The 18,734-nt window shown below is 72.2% G+C and carries 15 protein-coding genes; 8 read left to right on the forward strand and 7 right to left on the reverse strand.

What is annotated here, in order from left to right:
- The first annotated feature begins 130 nt into the window (after window positions 1-130).
- Window positions 131-262 carry an HGGxSTG domain-containing protein gene (locus tag RKE29_RS17325; protein ID WP_312006332.1) on the forward strand — a complete coding sequence of 44 codons (132 nt, stop codon included), beginning with the start codon at window positions 131-133 and terminating at the stop codon, window positions 260-262.
- Between the two features lie 154 nt (window positions 263-416).
- Here RKE29_RS17325 and RKE29_RS17330 read toward each other — a convergent pair whose 3' ends face one another.
- From RKE29_RS17330 to RKE29_RS17340, 3 genes are all read right to left on the reverse strand, one after another.
- The gene (locus RKE29_RS17330; protein WP_312006333.1) at window positions 417-2,429 is read right to left on the reverse strand and encodes a TerD family protein; all 2,013 of its coding nucleotides are present in this window, start codon (window positions 2,427-2,429) and stop codon (window positions 417-419) included.
- Window positions 2,430-2,560: 131 nt separating this feature from the next.
- On the reverse strand, window positions 2,561-3,058 hold the full coding sequence (locus tag RKE29_RS17335) for a nuclease-related domain-containing protein (RefSeq protein ID WP_312006320.1): 498 nt from the start codon (window positions 3,056-3,058) through the stop codon (window positions 2,561-2,563).
- A 152-nt stretch (window positions 3,059-3,210) separates the two neighbouring features.
- The gene (locus RKE29_RS17340) at window positions 3,211-4,059 is read right to left on the reverse strand and encodes an SGNH/GDSL hydrolase family protein (RefSeq protein WP_312006321.1); all 849 of its coding nucleotides are present in this window, start codon (window positions 4,057-4,059) and stop codon (window positions 3,211-3,213) included.
- Window positions 4,060-4,393: 334 nt separating this feature from the next.
- Here RKE29_RS17340 and RKE29_RS17345 point away from each other — a divergent pair, with 334 nt between their 5' ends.
- The 4 genes from RKE29_RS17345 (at window position 4,394) to RKE29_RS17360 (ending at window position 9,604) form a co-directional block, all read left to right on the forward strand.
- Window positions 4,394-5,050 carry a TetR/AcrR family transcriptional regulator gene (locus RKE29_RS17345; protein WP_312006322.1) on the forward strand — a complete coding sequence of 219 codons (657 nt, stop codon included), beginning with the start codon at window positions 4,394-4,396 and terminating at the stop codon, window positions 5,048-5,050.
- A 345-nt stretch (window positions 5,051-5,395) separates the two neighbouring features.
- Complete coding sequence (locus RKE29_RS17350) at window positions 5,396-7,636, forward strand: MMPL family transporter (RefSeq protein WP_312006323.1); 2,241 nt, start codon at window positions 5,396-5,398, stop codon at window positions 7,634-7,636.
- A 7-nt stretch (window positions 7,637-7,643) separates the two neighbouring features.
- Window positions 7,644-8,927, forward strand: coding sequence for a sensor histidine kinase (locus tag RKE29_RS17355; protein WP_312006324.1), 1,284 nt, complete (start codon window positions 7,644-7,646; stop codon window positions 8,925-8,927).
- Window positions 8,924-9,604, forward strand: a complete 681-nt coding sequence (locus RKE29_RS17360) for a response regulator transcription factor (RefSeq protein WP_312006325.1) — start codon at window positions 8,924-8,926, stop codon at window positions 9,602-9,604. Before RKE29_RS17355 ends, RKE29_RS17360 begins: the two co-directional genes overlap by 4 nt.
- A gap of 318 nt (window positions 9,605-9,922) precedes the next feature.
- On the opposite strand, the gene RKE29_RS17365 is transcribed toward RKE29_RS17360, so the two are convergent.
- The 4 genes from RKE29_RS17365 to RKE29_RS17380 form a co-directional block, all read right to left on the reverse strand.
- Window positions 9,923-11,302: a hypothetical protein gene (locus RKE29_RS17365; protein WP_312006326.1), complete on the reverse strand. Its 1,380-nt coding sequence runs from the start codon at window positions 11,300-11,302 to the stop codon at window positions 9,923-9,925.
- A gap of 488 nt (window positions 11,303-11,790) precedes the next feature.
- Window positions 11,791-12,396: a CGNR zinc finger domain-containing protein gene (locus RKE29_RS17370; RefSeq protein ID WP_312006327.1), complete on the reverse strand. Its 606-nt coding sequence runs from the start codon at window positions 12,394-12,396 to the stop codon at window positions 11,791-11,793.
- Between the two features lie 25 nt (window positions 12,397-12,421).
- Window positions 12,422-12,646 carry a hypothetical protein gene (locus RKE29_RS17375; protein WP_312006334.1) on the reverse strand — a complete coding sequence of 75 codons (225 nt, stop codon included), beginning with the start codon at window positions 12,644-12,646 and terminating at the stop codon, window positions 12,422-12,424.
- 95 nt (window positions 12,647-12,741) lie between these two features.
- Window positions 12,742-13,827 (reverse strand): alpha/beta hydrolase, encoded by a 1,086-nt coding sequence (locus tag RKE29_RS17380; protein WP_312006328.1) that lies wholly within the window; start codon window positions 13,825-13,827, stop codon window positions 12,742-12,744.
- Between the two features lie 524 nt (window positions 13,828-14,351).
- On the opposite strand from RKE29_RS17380, the gene RKE29_RS17385 reads away from it, so the two are divergent.
- The 3 genes from RKE29_RS17385 (at window position 14,352) to RKE29_RS17395 (ending at window position 18,705) form a co-directional block, all read left to right on the forward strand.
- Window positions 14,352-15,920, forward strand: a complete 1,569-nt coding sequence (locus RKE29_RS17385) for a hypothetical protein (protein ID WP_312006329.1) — start codon at window positions 14,352-14,354, stop codon at window positions 15,918-15,920.
- Window positions 15,921-16,179: 259 nt separating this feature from the next.
- Complete coding sequence (locus RKE29_RS17390) at window positions 16,180-17,301, forward strand: NADH:flavin oxidoreductase (RefSeq protein WP_312006330.1); 1,122 nt, start codon at window positions 16,180-16,182, stop codon at window positions 17,299-17,301.
- 168 nt (window positions 17,302-17,469) lie between these two features.
- Complete coding sequence (locus RKE29_RS17395; protein WP_312006331.1) at window positions 17,470-18,705, forward strand: helix-turn-helix domain-containing protein; 1,236 nt, start codon at window positions 17,470-17,472, stop codon at window positions 18,703-18,705.
- The last annotated feature ends 29 nt before the right edge of the window (window positions 18,706-18,734 follow it).

Raw genomic sequence — 18,734 nt, forward strand, 5'->3', positions numbered from 1 at the left:
AGACTCCACCAAACTCAGAGCAGCTCAATGAGCTGACTTCACAGTGTCCTGTTACGCCCTCCCGCACGACGTCCCGTACACCTCACGCTGAATCAGTCGGACCGAGCAGGGGAGCACCGTGGGCAAGCAAATGAAATGTGGCGCGAGGACCAGGCTCGGAACGCGTTGCCGAAATCCCGCCATGATCGGCTCTTCTCGCTGTCACCTCCACCAGGGCCCCTGGGCCCAGAAGCCACCCAGGAAACGCAAGAAGCGGAAGTGAGACACTGCCGGGTCGGCCGCTGCCGCCCCGGCGGTACCACGTGAGGCGCAGGCCCCCGTCAGACTCGCCGCATGCGGCAGCCGAAGCCGTATGAGCCGACCGTGAGAACGGCGGACGGCCGACGCCGCTTCTCCTGCCGTCGGTTCATACGGCCTCAGTCGCCGGTAGCCGGTTCGCCGGTCTGCGGGCGGCGGGGCGGGCGGCGGTCGAGGTGGGCGACGACGGTGGAGTGGAAGCGGTCCACGGCGTCGTCGACGCTGCGGATGAAGCCGGTCTCGGCGTTGCCGCGGGTGCTGCCCATGCCCTTGAACAGGGACAGGCGGAAGCCGGTGATCTGGGCGCCGTCCTTCGGTAGCAGGTCGCCCGGTTCGGGGCGCAACCGTTCCAGTGTGCCGCGCGGCCCGCCGCCGGAGCCCTCGACAAGGGTCTCGACGTGCAGGTCGGCCGGGGCCTGCGCCAGCTGCCGGATCAGGCGCTTGGCCCAGGCCAGCGGGTAGCCCTGCTCGGGGGCGGGGATCTCCACGGCCGTACGCAGTTTGCCGGTGCGCAGGTCGGCGGTGAGGCCCAGGATGCCCGGGGTGCCCTCGACGCGCAGCTCGGCGTACAGGCGCCCCTCCTGGCAGAGCAGGTCGGCCAGCGCCGCGCGCCGCGCGGCGGGGTCGGTGCCGCGCCGGGCGCGCTGGACGGGCAGCACCTTCTGGCCGAGTTCGCCGCCCAGCCGCAGGCACACCTGCCGGACCAGCCGCTCCCAGCTCTCGACCACCTCCACGGCCCGCGGGTCGCCCTGGCACAGGGTCTCCTCGTCGATGCCGTTGCGTACGGGCACCCAGGCCGGGCCCATGTTCTGGAAGCCGTGGCAGCCGGAGTTGTCGTGCTGGAGGTAGTGCAGCAGCTCTTGCAGGAGCCAGGCGTGCGCGGCGTTGCCGACTCCCTCGTGCCGGATCAGCATCTGCGCCTGGTGCGTCACCTCCGCCCAGGACAGGTGCCACAGGGCGACCTTGTGCTTGCGCCGCGCGTCGATCTTGACGTCGACCAGCGGAGTCCCCTCCAGGGCCACGTCGTTGGACAGGGTGATCACCGCCTCGTAGCCGCGCCGGGCCGCGATGTCCACGTAGTCCTGCACCTGGGCGGGCTTGAGCGGGTTGCCGTTGGTCTTGGTCTCCACCAGGGCGGTCCACAGCTTGCCCGCCCGCTCCACGCGTATCACCCCGTCCGGCCGCTTCGGGGAGTCGCCGTGCGGCAGCGAGACCTCCGTGAAGGTCTCCATCCGTCCGGCCGGCGCGCCGAAGGCGGCGGTCAGCCGACGCCCGAACTCCGGCACCTGGGCCATCACCGACAGCAGCACGGACGTCGCGCGCGTCTCCCGCTCCCGGTCGCTCTTGAGCGACGCGGCGGGGAACAGCCGGGCCTCGCGCCACGCGTCGTTCTCGGCGAGCGACTTCCTGGCCGCCTTCGGCAGCGTGATCTTCTTCTTGGCCGTACGTGGCCGACGCGCCGGAGCCGGGGCCTCGGCCGGAGCCTCGGTCGGCGTGACGGTCGGGGGCGGCGCGGGGGCGGCCTGCACCGGAGCGGCGGCCGGAGCCTGCTCCGCCGCCGTGGCGGCCTCCGGCTCGGCCGTCTCCTCCTCCTCGGCGTCGTCGACGTCGATGCCGAAGTCCGTGGCCAGTCCGGCCAGTCCGGACTCGTACCCCTGTCCGACGGCCCGGAACTTCCACTCGGCGCCGCGCCGGTACAGCTCGCCGAAGATGAAGGCGCTCTCCGGGCCCGCGTCGTGGATGGAGAATCCGAGCAGCACCTCGCCCGTACGGTCGGCGAGCGTCACCCGCAGACCGTCCAGGTCTCCGAACCGGGCGCCCCCGTAGCGGCTGGCCGCCACCACGATCCGGTCGATCTCCGCGGGTACCGCGGTCAGGTCCAGGCTGATGCGGTCCTCGCTGCCGTCCGCGGTCGGTGTCTTGTCCAGGAGCTGCACGCTGCCGTCTGCGGCGGCCGGGTGGTTGTAGAAGAAGAAGTCGGCGTCGCTGCGCACCTTGCCGTCGGCGTCCAGCAGCAGCACCGAGACGTCCGCGTCCCCCTCGCCGGTCGGGCTGCTCCAGCTCAGGCTCGCCACCACCGAGCCGGTGTCCTCTCCCAACGCCGCCAGACTCACGTTGGCGCCCTTGACCAGTTCCTGCACGGTGCCCCCACCCCCTACGGCACGGACCACATCCCGCGGCCGACCGATCGTCGCGCGTGATGCGATGCCCACTCTCTGTGTACGGCGTGTACCTTATCCTCACGCGTGAGCCTTACGGCAGGTCATACGACAAGAGAGACAGAGCCTGGCCGGAGCCGCGTCGAGGGACACAGGGGAGCGCGGGAGCGCCCGCAGGCCCGGGTCAGTGCCATGGACGCTCGCCTGGCCTCCGCCCGACTCTTGCGTACGTAAGGGTACGAACTACCGCCGATCCGCACCGAGTCGTCGCCGACCCAGACCCGCGCCCTCGGGTGGTGCTTGGTGTTGAAGCAGAGGACGCCGCCGGCGCCGATCACCAAGTGGTCGATGTCCACTTCCCGTGGCAGAGGCACGGAGTGAAGCACCCGCCAGCCCTTCCCGGTCAGCCGCTCCAGCTCCGCCCCGGTCCTCTGCTCACCCGCCAGGCCCTTCCGCCATGCGTCCGCCTCAGTCCGCCCGGCCGCACGTCGGAGGCCGAGGCTCCAGCCGGCATCGCCGCAGGTCACGACCCTCGACCCGCCTGACAGGCCCGGTGGTTCCCAAGCTCGGAGCGCGAGTTCGATTCTCGTCACCCGCTCCATGGCGAACCCCCGGGTCAAAGGCCCGGGGGTGTTTGNGGCGAACCCCCGGGTCAAAGGCCCGGGGGTGTTTGTCGGCTGGGCCTCTCCGCACCGGGCGGAGTCGCGGGCCTGGGCCGACCGGTGCGGAGAGGCCCAGGCGTGGCGCTGGGTGCTCAGAGCGCGCTGGTGATCAGCTCGGTGACGTGGCGCTGGCCGGCGGCGGTGGGGTGGACGGGGGTGCCGTTGGCGAGGGGGAGGACGCCGTCGATCCAGCGGTTCCAGGGAAGCTGGCAGGCGTCGTGGCCGGTGGCCTCGCCGGGGTTGACGAACGTCGCGCCGGCCGCCTTGGCGCGGTCGGCGATCATGGCGTTGAGCTTGTCCTGTACCCCGGTGAGGTAGCGGACGTCGCCGTCCGCGATGGGCATCGAGGGCCAGCAGCCGCCTTCGACGGGCAGCAGCCGCAGGTAGCCGGCCACCACCACCTTGGCGTGGGGGGCGCGTTGGGTGATGGCGGCGAGGACGGCGTCGATCTTCGGCGCGGTCAGGGCGATGGTTTCGGCGATCTGGTCGGTGCCGTTCTGGTTGTAGTAGTCCTGGCAGGGGTGCCCGAAGGGGCTGACGAGGCCGCGGCTGCCGCAGGTCAGGGCGATGACGGCGAAGCCGATGTCGTTGCCTCCGATGCTCAGGGTCACCAGGTCGGTGTCGGGGGTGACGGTGGCGAGCTGCTTGTCGAGCACGTCGGCGGTGACGGCGCCGGCGCAGGTGGCGTCCATGAACGCGGCCGGGGAGAGGGCCTTCTTCACCATGGCGGGGTAGTTGTCGTGGGACCGGATACAGCCGGTGTCCGGGTCGGTGTACATCTCGGTCAGGGAGCCCATGGAGGCGTAGGAGTCGCCCAGGGCCACATACCGCTGGTACGTGTCACCGGCCGCCGGGCCGGCCGTGGCGTTGGCCACGGTGGGCGCCAGCAGCGCGGCGGCGGCCACGGCCGTGGTGAGGGCGAGTTTGGCGCGAGAGCGCATGTCGAGTCTCCGGAGTGGGGGATGTCACGGTCGGGTGAGGGCGCTGGGGCTTGTCCGTACGTCCAGGAGCGCGGACCGGAGGTGCGACCGTTTCCAGCCGGCCCACCGGGGCCGTGGGGCCCGCTCCCTGCCGGTCGTCGCGAGGGCGGGGGACGGTTCGCCCGGTCGGCGGCTCGGTGGAGGACACTCATGGCATCCGCCGCCTCCGCGCCGAGGCATTTGTGAAACGCGCGCACTTCAGATCCGGTTACCAGAAGGTAGGGCCCGGGCGGTGACCTGACAAGACCGCGTGCAGGGCAGAATCGCTTGAAGGATGTGAAGAAAAGGAGGCGGCGTGTCCGGTGCGGCGAAGCGGCCGAGCCGTCCCTATGCGGGCAGGTCGGCGGAGGAGCGGCGGGCGGACCGGCGTCGGCGGCTGCTCGACGCGGGCCTGGAGCTGTTCGGCGCCGGGCCCGGATACCGCACCTCCTCGGTCCCGGCCCTGTGCGCGCGGGCCGACCTGTCGACCCGCCAGTTCTACGAGGAGTTCCGCAACCTGGAGGACGCGCTGACCGTCCTGTACCAGGAGAGCCACCGCGGGATGGAGGAGGCCGTGATCGCCGCGCTCGGCGAGGTGGCCGAGGACAGCGGGCTGGAGCGGGTGGCAGCCGCGTTCGGCGCCTGCGCCTCGGCGGCCGCCGCCGATCCCCGGAGGATGCGGATCATGTTCGTCGAGGTCGTCGGGGTGAGCCCGGACCTCGAACGCCGCCGCTTGCAGACGCGGGTCCGCTGGGCCGAACTCCTGCTGGCCCAGCTGGCCGTCGCCGCCGAGCGCGGCGAGATCGCCGCCCGCGACTACCGCCTCACGGCCTTCGCCTTCCTCAGCGCCGTCAACGGTCTGCTCTACAGCTGGTCCGCCGGAGCCGTCGAGGCGACGCTCGACCAGATCCAGGACGAGCTGATGCGGTTCTTCCTCGGGGTCTTCGGCTCCCCCGGCCGGAAGCCCGCGTGAGACGGCGACCGCGGGCACGGGGTCGGGCGTGAGCGCGGGGTCCCCGGGCTGAGCGCGGCGCGGTGGCGTTGCGGCGCCCCGGAGGTCGTGCTGGTCGAACGGGGAGTTCTCCAGCCACTCCACCTCCATCGCCGGGCCCGGCGGCTTCGGCCGGCAGCGGAGATCCAGCCCCCGCCCAGCACGGCCTGTGGTGCGTACGCACCAGGCCGCGTGCGTGCCTGGTCCGTGAGCACCAGGCGAAGACGGCAGCGGGGGACGATGTCCCGCGGGGCGCCGGACGGGAGTGTGGGAGGCGCGTGCATCTCACGCGTTTCCCTGCCTAGCGGTGTCTGGAGCGATCAGCAGATGGCGACATTCCTTTACCGGGTCGGACGGTGGTCCTTCCGGCGGCGGCGGCTCGTGCTTCGTCTGTGGCTGGGCGGCCTGCTGCTGGCGGTCGTCGCCGCCGCCGTGGCGCCGGCCGGGGAGGAAGAGGACCTGTCCATGCCCGGCACCGAGTCGCAGCGGGCGTTCGACCTGCTGGACCAGCGCTTCCCCGACAGCAACTCCCAGGGTGCCGAGGCCCGTCTGGTGTTCCGGGCTCCGGACGGGCAGCGGGTGACGGCCGGGGAGAACAGGGCGGCCGTCGAGGACGCGCTCGGCTCGCTGGGCCGGGGCGGTCAGGTCGCGTCGACCACCGATCCCTACGAGACCGGCGCTGTCAGCGCGGACGGCACCATCGCCTACTCCACGATCACCTACACCGCGGACACCGCCGACCTGACCGGGTCGACGAAGAGCGCCCTTGAGGACGCCGTCGGCCAGGCCCGGGACACGGGGCTGACCGTGGAGATCGGCGGCTCGGCCCTGGACGCGGAAGAGGAACCGGGCGGTACGACGGAGATCGCCGGTGTGGCGGTGGCCGCGGTCGTGCTGGTGGTCGCCCTCGGGTCGCTGGCCGCGGCCGGACTGTCCCTGCTGACCGCCTTCGTGGGCGTGGCCATCGCCTTCGGCCTGGTCTCCGCGCTGGCCGTACCGCTGGGCCTGACGTCCACCGTCGCCATCCTGGCGCTGATGCTGGGGCTCGCGGTCGGCATCGACTACGCGCTCTTCATCACCTCCCGCTTCCGCGACGAGCGCGCCCGGGGCAGCGGCCCGGAGGAGGCCGCCGGCCGGGCGGTGGGCACGGCCGGTTCCGCGGTCGTCTTCGCCGGCGCGACCGTCTTCATCGCCCTGGCCGGTCTCGGGGTCGTCGGCATCCCCGAACTCACCAGGATGGGCCTCGGCGGCGCGGGCGCCGTGGCCCTTGCCGTGCTCGTCGCCCTGACCCTGGTCCCCGCGCTGTTCGGCTCCTTCGGCCGGCGGGTGCTGCCCCGCCGCGTCCGCAAGGCCACCCGGCAGGCAGACGGACACGCGGTGCCCGCCGCGGACGGCCGACCCGGCCTCGGCACCCGCTGGGCGCGGTTCGTGCTGCGCCGGCCGGTGGCCGTGCTGCTGACCGCCGGACTCGGCCTCGGCGCCGCCGCCCTCCCGGCGCTGGGCCTCGAACTCGGGCTGCCCGGAGACGAGTCCGCGTCGGTGGAGACCACCCAGCGTCGCGCCTACGACCTGCTGTCCGACGGCTTCGGCCCCGGCTTCAACGGCCCCCTGACCGTGGTCGTGGACGCATCGCGGTCCGCGGACACCCGTGCCGTCACGGACCTGGTCGCCACGACCGTACGGGAACTGGACGGGGTCGCGTCCGTCGGCGATCCGGTGCTCAGCCGGGCCGAGGACACGGCCGTCCTCACCGCCGTCCCGGAGACCGCGCCGAACAGCGGCGAGACCAGGGACCTGGTGCACGCGATCCGGGACGCGGTCTCCGGCGTCGAGGCCGACACGGGCGCCGACGTCCTGGTGACCGGCACCACCGCGATGAACATCGACATCTCCGAAGCCATGTCCGACGCCCTCGTCCCCTACCTGGCCGTCGTCATCGGCCTGGCCGTACTCCTGCTGACGGTGGTCTTCCGCTCGGTCCTGGTCCCGGTCAAGGCCGCGCTCGGCTTCCTGCTGTCGGTGGGCGCCGCCTTCGGCGTCCTCGTCGCCGTCTTCCAGTGGGGCTGGGCGGCGGACCTGCTCGGCATCGAGCAGACCGGACCGGTCATGGCGCTGATGCCGATTCTGATCATCGGGATCGTGTTCGGCCTCGCCATGGACTACGAGGTCTTCCTCGTCACCCGGATGCGGGAGGCCCACGTCCACGGCGCGTCCCCGGACGAGGCCGTCGTCAACGGCTTCCGGCACAGCGGACGGGTGGTGGCCGCGGCGGCGGTCATCATGGTCAGCGTGTTCGCCGGATTCGTCGGGATGAACAGCCCGACCATCCAGACGATGGGCGTCGGCCTGGCCGCCGCCGTCGCCTTCGACGCCTTCGTGGTCCGGATGGCGATCGTGCCCGCGGTCCTGGCACTGCTCGGCCACCGGGCCTGGTGGCTGCCCCGTATCCTGAAGCGTGTGCTGCCGAACGCGGACATCGAGGGTGCGTCACTGAGCAGGCACGCCCCGCCCTCCGCGGCCACGCCGGACGCGGCGGCGGTGCCGCGGCCCCCCGTCCGCCCGCACTGAGCCGGCCATGACGAACACGGGTGGCGGTGGCCGGCGACCGCGCGGCACGTGGCGGCGAGAGGGAGCGGTCACGGCGACGGGGTTCGTGCTCTGTCTGCTCGGCGGCGTGGTGCGGGTCGACGACACGCTGTCACCGCCGCCCGCCGCCGCCTACGTCGTCGCCGTGCTGTCCTGTGCCGTGCTGCCGGTGCGGCACCGGGCACCCCTGGCCGCCCTGGCGGCCACGACCGCGGCCGGCGTGCTGGTGCCGCCCCTGGGCCTCCTGCTGAGCCCGCCCATCATGGCCCCCGCCGTGATCACCGCCTACTCCTACGCGCTCCACGCGCGCACCGAGCGGCGCGCGGCGGCCATGGTGTCGCTCGCCTCCGCGGCGCTGGTGCTCGCCGCCACCCCCTGGTTCGACGACCTCTCGTGGAAGGACGCGAGCAGGATGGGAACGGTGGCGGCGTTCCCGCTGGTGGCCGGCGTACTCGGGCGCTCGGCGCACAACCGGCGGGCCTACCTGGCGGCCGTGGAGGAGCGGGCCCGGCGGGCCGAGGAGGGCAGGGACAGCGAGGCGCGCCGACGAGTGGCCGAGGAGCGGGTGCGCATCGCCCGGGAGCTCCACGACCTCGTGGCCCATCAGATCACCCTGGCCAACGCTCAGGCCACGGTCGCCGCCCACCTCTTCGACGTCCGCCCGGAGCAGACCCGCCAGAGCCTGAAGGAACTCGTCGAGACCACCCGCGACGCGCTCGACGACCTGCGGGCCACGGTCGGTCTGCTGCGCCAGTCCGGGGACGCGCCCGCGCCCGCCGATCCGGCGCCCGGGCTGTCCCGGCTTCCCACGCTCCTCGACTCCTTCCGCCGCGCGGGTCTTGAGGTGTCGGTGCACCAGGAGGGTACGGCCCGGCCGCTGCCGCCGGGAGTGGACCTCACCGCCTACCGCGTCGTCCAGGAGGCCCTGACCAACGTGACCAAGCACGCCCGTACCGGCAGCGCCCGGGTGCGCCTCGCCTGGGACCGCGATCGCGTGACCATCACCGTCGCCGACGACGGCGGGGGCGCCGCCCGTACGGGGACGAGTGCGTCCACGGGGACGATGGCGTCCACGGCACCGGACCGGCCGCCCGGTTTCGGTCTGATCGGGATGCGCGAACGTGCCACCGCGGTCGGGGGGCACCTCTCCGCGGGCAGGCGCCCCGAGGGCGGCTTCCTCGTCTCCGCGCAGCTGCCCCTCCCGCCCGCCAGGGACACCAGGCGAAGGGCCGCCGGAGCGACGGGCGGCGCAGAGGCCGGGGACGCGCCGTGACGCTCCGGGTGCTGCTCGCCGACGATCAGGCCCTGCTGCGCGGTGCCTTCCGGATGCTCCTCGACAGCGCCGACGACATCACCGTCGTCGGCGAGGCCGCCGACGGCAGGGAGGCGGTGAGACGCACCCGGGAGCTGCGTCCGGACGTGGTGATCATGGACATCCGCATGCCCGAGGTGGACGGTCTCACCGCCACGTCCCAGATCTGCGCGGACCCGGAGCTGCGTGCCAGCCGCATCCTGATCCTCACCACGTACGAGACCGACGAGCACGTCGCGCAGGCGCTGCGCGCGGGGGCCAGCGGCTTCATCGGCAAGGGCATCGGGGCCGAGGACCTGCTGGACGCCGTGCGCACGATCGCCTCCGGCGACACGCTGCTGTCCCGCGCCGCGACCCGTTCCCTGGTCGCCCGTTTCCTGTCCACACCGGACGACGCCCCGTCGGACCGCCCCGAACGGCTCGCCGTGCTCACCCCGCGCGAACGCGAGATGGTGGCCCTGGTTGCGACCGGCCTGTCCAACCAGGAGATCGCCGAGCGGATGTTCCTCAGCCCCTTCACCGTCCGCGCCCACGTGCAGCGCGCCATGACGAAGCTGGAGGCCCGCGACCGGGCGCAACTCGTCGTCATCGCCTACCAGACGGGCCTGGCCCACGGCGGCACCGACCGCCTGCCGTAGGCCTGTCGTTGCAGCAGCGGAAGCGCGGGCTCCACCACCGACTGGAGAGTGCCGAGGGCGAGCGCCAGGAGGGCGAGGGCGCCGATCGCCGGCCACCCGACGCGGGCCGGGGAGGCCGCGGCGTCGGACTTCCGTCATCGGTGGCGAGTACGTGCCGGGACCCGCTTGACGGGTGCGCCGCGCGTCGGCCGTCTGGCGCGCGATCGGTCGCGCCGCGTGGGCGGTGGTCACGGCGGGGCCGCCGGAAGGTCCACCGCCCGGTCCGGGAGGGAACGGTCGCCATCGGTTGATGGGGGCGTGAGCGGAGGCCGGGGCGCTTCAGGCCCGCGCCTGACCGGCGGCGGGTCCGCCCGCGCCGCCCGGGCCCTGCCCGGCGGGGGGCGGCGGCCCGTCCGAGGCCGCGGCGAGGACCGCGAGCAGCGCCATGACCAGGACGACGATGCCGAAGACCAGTGCCACGCCGCCCGGGGAGGGGTGGTTCCACAGCACCAGGGCGAGCGCGCCCGCCGCGATGGCCACGCCGGTCGTCCACCGGCGGTGGCCGTCCAGCCAGTTCCCCGCGCCGCCGGTGCGCAGCCCGCCGCGGGCCACGGCGCCGCCGACGGCTCCGGTGGCGCGCGTGCTCGCCGAGCGGACGGCCCGGGCGCCGCGCCCGGGCCCGTACAGGTAGCCGGCGAGCGTGGCGACCACGGCGAGCACCAGGAGCGTGACGGCGCTGTTGCGAAGGAACCGTACGAGGGTGTCGTAGACGTCCGCCGCGGCGCCCTCGGGAAGGGTGGACGGCGGTACGGAGTCGAGGTAGATCCGGCGCATGACGGCGAGGCCGACCAGCAGCAGGATCATCATCACGCCCACGCCGATCGCCGCGCTCATCAGGGCCACCCGGTGCGCGGGGGCGGTCCAGACGGCGAGCGCGGCCAGGGCCACGGCCGCCACCGGCAGCCAGACGCCCAGCACGTCGAGCACGCGCATGGCGTCCCGCGCCTGGTCCAGCTTCCGGGTCTCCAGCAGCGGGACCGTCCGGTCGGTCGACGGGATGTCCGCGGCGCGCTCGTAACCCTGGTCGACGAGGCGCTGCTTGACGTCGTCCACAAGGGTGCCGACATCGAGTTCGATGGTGTCCCCGCTGGCCTTGACGGCGCTGTTGCCCTGCCCGGTGAGAACCTTCACGACGGCGGCGTGGGCCCGCCGGTTGGCGTTCCGCCACACCTCCTGGAACTGGTCGCTGCGCACGACCCTGCTCACCACGTCGTGGACCGAGGAGGTGATGGCGTTCTTCAGCGGCCCGGTGAGCATGTCGGCGTTGTCCACCACCCGGGGCGGGGCGCCGGCCTGGTCGAGGGCCTCGCCCAGCGAGTCGGTCAGGGCGGCTACGTCGATGTTGCCGACCACGCGCTTGGTGAGCCGGTCGGTCACGGCGTCCTGCACCGCGGGCTCGGAGGCGATCGGTGCGACGGTACGGACGTAGTCGTCGGTGTCGGAGACCTGGTCGTCGAGCCACGCGGCGACCACGGCGAGCGGCGCGAGCAGGAACGCGAGCAGCAGCAGCACCGAGGCTCCCGCGTACCGCAGGCGCCGGTGGCGCACCCGCGCCGCCTTGAGCATCCGGTCGTATTCCGCGCGTTCCGAGGCGCTCAGGGCTTGATCGCGGGCGGGGCGGTCGCGGCCTTCGGGTGCGGGGGCGCCGGACGAGTTCATGGTGTCTCCCTCGCGTGGGTGCCGGAGGAGCCGTCCCCGAGCGCCCGTGGCCGCCGTGGGGCGCGCCGGGACCGGGCCGGGAGCCCGGCTCGCCTGCGCGGCCCGCGCCGGTCCCCACCGGGCCGGCCCGGTCCGCGCGGGGCCGGGGCACAGGACCATGGGCGCCGGGAGTCTCACGGCGCTGGGGCCGCGTGGCTCGCACCCTCCTCCGGGACTTTTGTCGGGAATGTCCGCAATGGATATCTCATGGTTGCGCGCACGCCCGTTGATCGCCACGCGGCGGCCACTCGCCCGGCCCGCCGGGCGCCGACGCGGCGGCCTCCGGGCGGCGGCCGAGGTCCGCGTCACCCCGCCCCGGGTCCCGGGTCGGCCGCGCGGGATCGCTCGGTGCGAGGCCCCGCCTCATAGGGTTGATATGTCAACCTTGTGGGGCACTCGTCTGGTGCGTCGGCGTCGCGGTGGTGTCCGGCGTGCCGACGCCGTCGACGTCAGTGGGCCGCCGCGGGCGCGGTCCTCCTGCGGGCGCGGTACGCGGCTGCCTTGATCTTGTTGCCGCAGGACTCCATCCCGCACCACTGCCGGCGCGTGCCCCGCGACCGGTCGACGTAGACGCGGGTGCACTCCGGGTTGCCGCACTCCTTGAGCAGGGGGACGTCCGGCCCGCTCAGCAGCTCGACGGCCTGGCGCGCGACCAGGGAGAGGGCTTCTTCCGGCGTCGCCTGCGTCCAGCGCCCCGCCGGAGTGAGCTGCGGCACCGCGGGCGGCTTGCGTGCCGCGTTATTGACCACGGTCAGCGCCGCCCCGTCGTACTCCTCCCCGAGCCGGCGAGCGGTGACCAGCTGGTAGACGGCTTCCCGTACGGTCCTCGCCTGCTCGACGTCGGCCTCCTGGCCGGGGGAGACGGCGTCGACGATGCCCGACTCCACGTACCATGCGGTCAGCCGGTCCGGGGCCGCCAGCATCTCGAAGCGCACCGTGCGGCGTGCTCGGAGCGTGGCGGCGAAGTCGAGTGCCGGGTGCCCGCAGACGAATACGTGATCTACGCGGTCGAGGTTCACGTCACCATTCTGGCCGGTGACTGCGGCGCCGGGCAAGGACCGCCACCCCGGTCGCCGCCCCTTACAGGCCCAGGTCGGCGGCGAGGCAGGAGAAGGACAACCACACCCTTTCGGGGTCGTAGGCGAACCGCGCCGGGTCCTTCGGCGTGGCCGTCTTCTCCTCCACCATGTCCTCGTAGCGGATGCGCTCGGGAAGCGCGCCGAACCGCGCTCGGCGTGCCGCCGCGGCGCTGTCCGCCGCCTTCTCGCCTCCCGCGGCCGTGCTTTCCGCGGTCTTGCTTTCCATGGCCTTGATTCCCGTGACCTTGGTTTCCATGGTCGAACTCCGTTCAATCTCGGTGGAACGGGTCGGTCACCTGTCAGGATGGTGACACAAGGGTGTCAGAAGCGGTCCGCGTCGACAACGGCCTGAGCGAAGGAGGCCGGCGCCTCCTGCGGGACGTTGTGACCGATCCCCGGCAGGGTCCGGTGCTCGTACGCGCCCGTGAACCGGTCCCGGTACGAGGCGCCGTCGCCCGGAGCGGTGAAAGGATCCCGCTCGGGGTCGAGAGTGATGGTGGGCACCGTGATGACCGGCCGCGTGGCGAGCCGTTTTTCGAGTCCGTCGTAGCGGTGCTCGCCCTCGGCGAGGCCCAGCCGCCAGCGGTAGTTGTGGACGACGACGGCCGCGTAGTCGGGGTTGTCGAAGGCCGCCGCGGTGCGCTCGAACGTGGCGTCGTCGAAATCCCAGGTCGGGGAGACGGTGTCCCAGACGAGCCGGGTCAGGTCGTGGCGCAGGGCCTTGTCCTCCATGGCGCGCCGGCCGCGCTCGGTGGCGAAGTAGTACTGGTACCACCAGGCGCGTTCGACCGCGGGGGCCAGCGGCTTCAGGTTGGCCTCGCGGTTGATGACCAGGTACCCGCTCACCGACACGAGGGCCTTGCAGCGTTCGGGCCAGAGCGCGGCCACGATGTCGGCGGTGCGCGAGCCCCAGTCGAAGCCGGCCAGCACGGCCCTCTCGATCTTCAGGGCGTCCATCAGGGCGATGACGTCGAGGGCGAAGACCGACTGCTGGCCGTTGCGGACCGTACGGCCGGAGAGGAAGCGCGTCGTGCCGTGGCCGCGCAGAAACGGGACGATCACCCGGTAGCCCTCCCCGGCCAGCAGCGGGGCGACGTCGACGTAGCTGTGGATGTCGTACGGCCAGCCGTGCAGGCAGATGACCGCGGGGCCGTGGGCGGGGCCCAGTTCGGCGTAGCCGACGTTCAGCAGGCCGGCCCTGATCTGCTTCAGCGGTGGAAAGGCGGGGTGCGCGCCGGAGGTGACCGGGTGCTCGGTCGAGGCCGCGGCCGCTGCCACGGGTGCGGGTGCGGGTGCGCCGCGGGTGGCGGCGGACGCGGTCTGGAGGCCCTGCGGGCCGGCCAGTGAGACGGCGGCCGAACTGGCGCCCAGTCCCAGGAACGTGCTGAAGAAACGCCTGTCGATCACGTGAAGCCCTTCCTGCGCTGACGCGTGCCGGCTCCTGCGATGACCGACTGTGACACACGGACCGTCACCGGTCAAGCCGGTGACGAAAAGCGTCCGTCTGGGCCAGGTCTCCGTAAGCGCGGGCCGCGGGCTCCCTCGGCTGTGCGCCGGCGCCGATTGCCGTGTGACCTCAGGCACACTTCTCTTCGCGTCGGCGGGAAATGTGCACGCCAATCGGCCGCTGGTGTTTGTATTGCGCGGAAGTCGACCGAGGGGGACTCATTGTCACGGGGGCAAACCATCTCAACGCCGGTCATTCGGGGACGAGGTGTGAGCATGCCGCGGATGCGCGGGCGTTGGTCCTTCGGCGGATAGTCCTGGGCTCCTTGAAGCCAGCCCGTACGGTCCGTTGAAAGGAAATCATGCCCCTGTCGTTCCGGGATGAGCCGAATACTCTGTCACGCCGGGAATCGCCTCTCCGCGAGGCTGCCGAAAAAACGGCGCCACGGCGGCGAATACCCCTGCCGGTTTCATGTACCGCCCTCGTGCTGCCCCTTTACGTCGTGTGGGGCGTCTGGCTCGCCACCGGCGGAGGCGACCTCGCCGCACAGCTGGCGTGGGCGGATATCGGCGAGCACCACCTGGACAACCCCTACATATTCTCCTGGTACGGGGGAATGCACGCGGCGAACTACAGCCTCGTGTCTCCGGCGCTGATGTCGCTCGTCGGGGTGCGGGCCCTCACCATCGCCTCAGGGCTCGCCGCCACCTGGGCCGCCGCGCAGCTGCTGGCCCGTACGTCGGTGCAGCGGCCGCTGTGGCCGGCTCTTCTCACCGGCCTGACCCTGTGGTGCAACGTCGCCTCCGGCCGTACCACCTTCGCGCTCGGCGTCGCTTTCGGACTCGCCGCCTGCCTGTCCTTCTCCGGCCCGCCCGGCAGGGGAGCGGGCCGTGCGGCGGTCGGCCGGAAGCGTACGGCGCTCGCCGTCGCGTGCAGCGTGCTGGCGACCGCGGCCAGCCCCGTCGCCGGGCTGTTCCTCCTGGTCGTGGGCGCCGGGTACGCGCTCGACAGGCAGTTCGCCAAGGCGGGTGCGCTCGCTCTTCCGTTCCTCGGGATAGCCGGCGCCACGGCGCTGCTGTTCCCCTTCCACGGTGAGCAGCCCATGTACGCCGACCGCCTGTTTCACCCGCTGCTCTACTGCGCCGCCGTATGCCTCGCGGCGCCCGCGTCCTGGCGGGTCGTGCGCTACAGCGCCGCCGTCTATGCCGCCGGTGTCGTCCTCAGCGACCTGGTCGCCTCCCCGGTCGGCACCAATGTGGAACGGCTCGCGGAACTCGCCGCACCGCCCGTACTGCTCGCGGCCCTTGTGACGCACGGCGCCGGCGCTCCGATACGCCGGCGCGCCCGCGCCGAGACATCTCGAATATCCGTGCTTTTCGTGACGCTGTGCCTGTCGGCGGCCTGGGTCGCGGAAAAGACCGTCGAGGACCTGGTGCTCTACACCACCGTCCCGGCCTGGGCGGCCGACACCGACGGCGTGATCGGGGAACTGCGCCGCCTGGACGCCGAGCGCTGGCGGGTCGAAGTACTCCCCGCGCGAAACCACCGTGAGGCGCCCGCCTTCGCGCCGCACGTCCACATGGCGCGCGGCTGGAACCGGCAGCTCGACGTCGAACGCGGGCGGCTCTTCTACGACGGCACGCTCACCCCCGCCACCTATCGGCAGTGGCTGCGCCACTGGTCCGTCAGATACGTGGTCACCCACGACGGCCGTCCGGACGGGCCCGCCGAGCGTGAAGCCGCGGTCATCAGAAGCGGCCCCGAATGGCTCGACCTCGTCTGGCAGGACACCCACTGGAAGATCTACCGGTTCCGCGACGCCGTACCGCTGGCGGCGGCGCCCGCGACCGTGACCGGCAGCACCCCCACCGACATCACCGTCACCATGCCCCGGCCCGGCACCGCCACCCTGCGCGTGCCCTACTCGCCCTGGCTCACCGTCACCCCCGGCTGCCTCGCCGAGTCCGGCCCCTGGATCCGGCTGAAGGCGCCCACCGCAGGCACGTACCGGGTCACCTCCACCTACAACCCGGCCGGAATCCACCGCTGCTGAGCACCCCACGGGCGTCTTTGTGCGGTCCGGGGCGGTCGGGTGCGCTCTTGACAAGGCCGCCCTCGTCATCGCGGCGCGGGACACCGGGCAGTGGGCGGTCGCGGGAGGGGACCCGTACGAGCCGGTACGGAACGAAACGGCGCGACGGGTTGTTCAAACCGAAACCGACCGGATGCCGGAGAGCGAAGTCCAGGCGCCGGTCTTCCGTTCGCGGCGGCACCCGTGCCGTCCCGCGCCCGCGTACCACCAGGAGTGTGACGTGACATCGATATCCGACCCCACCCGGCCCGCGCGTCTGCTGGACCGGCCGTTCACCCTCGGCGACCTGACCGTCCGGAACCGGATCGTCATGGCGCCCATGACCCGGCGGTTCTCGCCCGGCGGGGTGCCCGGCGAGGACGTGGCCGCCTACTACGCGCGACGCGCGGCGGGCGGGGCGGGGCTGATCGTCACCGAGGGCACGTACGTCGGCCGCGCCGCTGCCGCCGCCTACGACGGGGTGCCGCGCTTCCACGGCGCGGACGCGCTGGCGGGCTGGGCCCGGGTGGCGGAGGAGGTGCACCGGGCCGGGGGCCGCATCATGCCCCAGCTGTGGCACGTCGGCGTCCGGCGCCCGGCCGACAGCCCGCCCGCCGGCGTCCTCGCCGAGGGTCCTTCCGGGGTCGACCTCGACGGGCGTCCGTACGGTACGGCCATGAGCGGGCAGGACATCGACGCGGTGGCCGGGGCGTTCGCCGAGGCCGCCGCGGCGGCCGAGCGGACGGGCTTCGACGGCGTCGAACTGCACGGCGCCCACGGCTACCTGATCGACGACTTCCTGTGGGCGGACACCAACCGGCGCACCGACGCCTACGGCGGAGACCACGCCTCCCGCGCCCGGTTCGCCGCGGAGATCGTCGCCGCCGTGCGCGCCGCCGTCTCGCCCGGCTTCCCGGTGGTCCTGCGGCTGTCGCAGTGGAAGGTCGACCACTACGACGCGCGTATCGCCGAGACCCCCGCGGAGCTGGAGGCGCTGCTGACCCCGCTGGCCGCCGCGGGCGTGGACGCCTTCCACGCCTCCACGCGCCGCTACTGGCTGCCGGAGTTCGAGGGCAGCGACCTCAACCTCGCCGGATGGACCCGGAAGCTGACCGGTAAGGCGGCGATCACCGTGGGGTCCGTGGGCCTGGACAAGGAGTTCCGCGGCTCGCAGGACCAGGCGCAGCAGGTCGGCACCACGGGGATCGACCTGCTGCTGGACCGGCTGGAGCGGGACGAGTTCGACCTGGTCGCGGTCGGCCGCGCGCTCGTCTCGGACCCGGACTGGCCGCGGAAGGCGATCGGCGACCGGCTCGGCGAGGCGATCCCGTACGATGCCGCGCTGCTGTCGACCCTGGTCTGAGCGTCGGGGGCTCGGGCGGACGGACGGACGGTAGGCCGCCGTCGAGCGGCAGCCGGGGCAGCATGTTGTCCCCTACCGGATGATGGGCATGGAAGCCGCTCAGGGCTCCCGGGCGGTCGGGAGCGTACGCTGGACTCGTGGGCTAAGTACCCTGTCAAGGAGCGCGACATGACGATCGATGACCTGCCAGAGGACTTGACGACCGGCGAGCGCATCCAGATCTTGCGGGAACGGCGGGGACTGTCGCGTGCTGTCCTGGCTGGCCTGGTCGGTAAATCAGCCGACTGGCTCAAGAAGATCGAAAAAGGAGACCGTAGCCTCACGTCGATCACGTACCTTGTGCAGCTCGCCAATGCCTTGCACGTGCTGGACGTGACAAAGCTGACCGGCGGGGACCTGAGTATTCCTGCTGACGCGGTCGGTAAAATTTCGCACGGTGCCGTTCCGGCCATTAGGGCGGCTCTCCATGATGTCTCCTTCGGTGGTATCTCCACGGGGGATGTCGTGTCGCCCGAAGTCCTGAAAGGGCGTGTAGACGGCGCCTGGCAGCTCTGGCATCGAAGCACCCATCAGCGGACAGAAGTCGGTGCACTGCTACCGGACTTGATCCATGACGCTCATGCATGCATCAAAGCGAATGAGGGCGTGGAGCGTCGTGCCGCCCATGCTGTTACCGCTAATCTTTATCGACTCGTCCAGCGGCTTCTAGCCCACATTTGCGAGCCTGAACTCTACTGGCTGGCGCTGGATCGAGGACGGGGGCACAGCGAAGAAGCCGACAGCCCTGTCGCTCTCGCGCTGGCGGCGTGGTCCATGGCTATCGGGCAGCGCGCCGCAGGATACGCGGAGGAAGCCGTACAGACCGACGAAGCGGGTATGTCGTTGCTGCGTGGTCAGATGGAGAACGGCTCCCCCGAAGTCCTGGGCGTATTCGGCGCCCTGAACCTGCAAGCGGCTATCTCTTCCGGACTGGATGGCCGGTCGGGTGATGCTGAGCGGTACCTTGGGGAGGCTCAACGCACGGCTCAGCGTCTGCCCGGTGGATATACGCACCCCTCGACGGCGTTTGACGCGTCAAACGTGGCGATCCATGGGGTGAGTGTCGGCGTGGGTTTGCTGACTCCCGGTGAGGCATTGAGGCGTGCCGAGTCGATCACCCCTGAAGGCATCAGTTCTCTTGAGCGTCGGTCACGGTTGCTGCTCGATATCGCGATGGCCCACCAGCAGAGGCAGGAGACGGCGGCAGCACTTCATTACCTCGGCCGGGCTCACCGGGTGAGCCCGGAAGCTGTCAGATTCGTCCCGATTGCGCGTTCCGTCGCTACGCAATTGGCCCGTACGGCTTCGGGGCCGCTCAAGAGCGAGGCAACCGCACTGGCTGAGGCAATCGGTGTAGCCGCGTAGTCCCCTAATACTCCAGCTGTAGATCGTGA

This window comes from Streptomyces sp. B1866, assembly GCF_031932565.1.
In the GTDB taxonomy this organism is placed as follows: domain Bacteria; phylum Actinomycetota; class Actinomycetes; order Streptomycetales; family Streptomycetaceae; genus Streptomyces.

What these genes read in the sequence shown, in the direction of transcription:
- RKE29_RS17325 (WP_312006332.1), top strand. Translation starts at nt 131, where the DNA reads ATGAAATGTGGCGCGAGGACCAGGCTCGGAACGCGTTGCCGAAATCCC.
- RKE29_RS17335 (WP_312006320.1), bottom strand. Translation starts at nt 3,058, where the DNA reads ATGGAGCGGGTGACGAGAATCGAACTCGCGCTCCGAGCTTGGGAACCA.
- RKE29_RS17340 (WP_312006321.1), bottom strand. Translation starts at nt 4,059, where the DNA reads ATGCGCTCTCGCGCCAAACTCGCCCTCACCACGGCCGTGGCCGCCGCC.
- RKE29_RS17350 (WP_312006323.1), top strand. Translation starts at nt 5,396, where the DNA reads ATGGCGACATTCCTTTACCGGGTCGGACGGTGGTCCTTCCGGCGGCGG.
- RKE29_RS17355 (WP_312006324.1), top strand. Translation starts at nt 7,644, where the DNA reads ATGACGAACACGGGTGGCGGTGGCCGGCGACCGCGCGGCACGTGGCGG.
- RKE29_RS17365 (WP_312006326.1), bottom strand. Translation starts at nt 11,302, where the DNA reads ATGAACTCGTCCGGCGCCCCCGCACCCGAAGGCCGCGACCGCCCCGCC.
- RKE29_RS17375 (WP_312006334.1), bottom strand. Translation starts at nt 12,646, where the DNA reads ATGGAAAGCAAGACCGCGGAAAGCACGGCCGCGGGAGGCGAGAAGGCG.
- RKE29_RS17395 (WP_312006331.1), top strand. Translation starts at nt 17,470, where the DNA reads ATGACGATCGATGACCTGCCAGAGGACTTGACGACCGGCGAGCGCATC.